General features: G+C 40.0%; 2 protein-coding genes. Both read right to left on the bottom strand.

Going from position 1 to position 1,147, the window contains the following annotated elements; translation table 11 throughout:
• Window positions 1-214 precede the first annotated feature (214 nt).
• Window positions 215-550 (bottom strand): hypothetical protein, encoded by a 336-nt coding sequence (locus F0261_RS19725; RefSeq protein ID WP_171338733.1) that lies wholly within the window; start codon window positions 548-550, stop codon window positions 215-217.
• Window positions 551-695: 145 nt separating this feature from the next.
• A complete protein-coding gene (locus tag F0261_RS19720; RefSeq protein WP_171338732.1) occupies window positions 696-914 on the bottom strand; it encodes a hypothetical protein in 219 nt (72 codons plus the stop codon).
• Between the last annotated feature and the right edge of the window lie 233 nt (window positions 915-1,147).

Here is a 1,147-nt window from a genome sequence, read left to right as displayed (position 1 = left end):
AAATTGAAACCAAGGTTAAGGGATTCCACATTACTTACGAAGTAGGTGCTGTTTGAAGGTTTTAACATCGTATTAATCTTAAATTCCTAGACTTGGCTGCTAACTTTCCAATAACGGGCGCAGACATGTGGGGCATAATGGCGAAGCCGCCCCACTTGTATGCGTCCCAGCGAACGTAGTGAGTGTGTTGATTGGGTTGTTATATGCGCTGTATTTAAGAGCCATTATTACGATCTATCTTTGTTGCTATTGGCCAACCATACGCTACAAAAAATAAAAACCAACCAGATACAAGCCATGCATGTGCTTGTGGAAATACATTTGAAATGATCCCAGCAACAAGACCAGAGGGCAAAATAACAATTATGTATCTATTAGCTGAAGTCTGTTGAGACCGTAATTCCTTAAAATAGGGGTCGAGAAAAACTAATAAAATTGCTACTAAATATAGCGGAACGGCCCACTCTATAAGTGATTTAAAAAGAGCTGCTGTCGGTATAATAAGGACAGCACCACAATACATCCATTTTCTGCTATTAAATACTTCCATTTTTCAAGCTACCACAAGCATATAACACCCAACTTTGGGGCACAAATACGTAGGCTAAAATACGGAGCGAAGCGAAGGGAGCCTACGTGTTTGTGTCCCAGCGAACGCAGTGAGCGACAATAGTTGTTTGTTATGTGCCATTTTCTTATTCACTTAGTAACCTCTCTTTATACTTTGCAGGCAGCTTTTCCCAGAGAATGTCGTAATAATACTTTTTGATAATGGGATATTGAGAAGTTGCAAATTCCTCTATGACCTCTTTACTGCCATAGTTCAAGGGTTGATGAAAAACCTTATTAGTTTTATCGAAGAACTCAAAAAGCTCTATTAACTCTTCATCGGAAAAGGTTTTCTCAGTGCTCATATGCTTAATGTTCCTTTTGGCACATAACACCCCAATTAGGGGCACAAACACGTAGGCTAAAATCCTAAGCGAAGCGATGGGAGCCTACGTGTTTGTGTCCCAGCGAACGCAGTGAGCGACTATATTGGATTGATAATCATTGAGCCTCCTCCCTATCAGCATAAACAGAGTTTATCCTAATAGGCGACCAAACCAAGGGAGAAAACTCAATGAACTTTTATACTAATACACAT

The sequence above is a fragment of the Alteromonas sp. 07-89-2 genome (assembly GCF_013113925.1).
Lineage (GTDB): Bacteria > Pseudomonadota > Gammaproteobacteria > Enterobacterales > Alteromonadaceae > Alteromonas > Alteromonas macleodii.
Note: the sequence above shows the minus strand (reverse complement) of the source record. Positions and strands in the feature narration are given on the sequence as shown.

Coding starts and splice junctions, on each gene's coding strand:
- F0261_RS19725 (WP_171338733.1), bottom strand. CDS start 550: ATGGAAGTATTTAATAGCAGAAAATGGATGTATTGTGGTGCTGTCCTT.
- F0261_RS19720 (WP_171338732.1), bottom strand. CDS start 914: ATGAGCACTGAGAAAACCTTTTCCGATGAAGAGTTAATAGAGCTTTTT.